The 255-nt window shown below is 46.7% G+C and carries 1 rRNA gene; it reads left to right on the plus strand.

Features of this window, described 5'->3' with window-relative positions:
- Positions 1 to 255: ribosomal RNA gene (locus EYW48_RS21805) — 23S ribosomal RNA — on the plus strand; the annotation flags it as partial.

Genomic DNA, 255 nt, shown 5'->3' on the forward strand with positions numbered 1-255 from the left:
GGCGATGAAGGACGTATTAACTTGCGATAAGCGTAGATTAGGCAGTAAAAGCCACTTGAGTCTACGATTTCCGAATGGGGAAACCCACTAGCATAAGCTAGTATCGCTGCGTGAATACATAGCGCAGTGAGGCGAACTCGGGGAACTGAAACATCTAAGTACCCGAAGGAAAAGAAATCAACTGAGATTCCGAAAGTAGCGGCGAGCGAAATTGGACTAGCCCTTAAGCTTTAAATGATGCAGGTGAACACGCTG

Source organism: Vibrio sp. 1180_3, assembly GCF_029478545.1.
Lineage (GTDB): Bacteria > Pseudomonadota > Gammaproteobacteria > Enterobacterales > Vibrionaceae > Vibrio > Vibrio aestuarianus.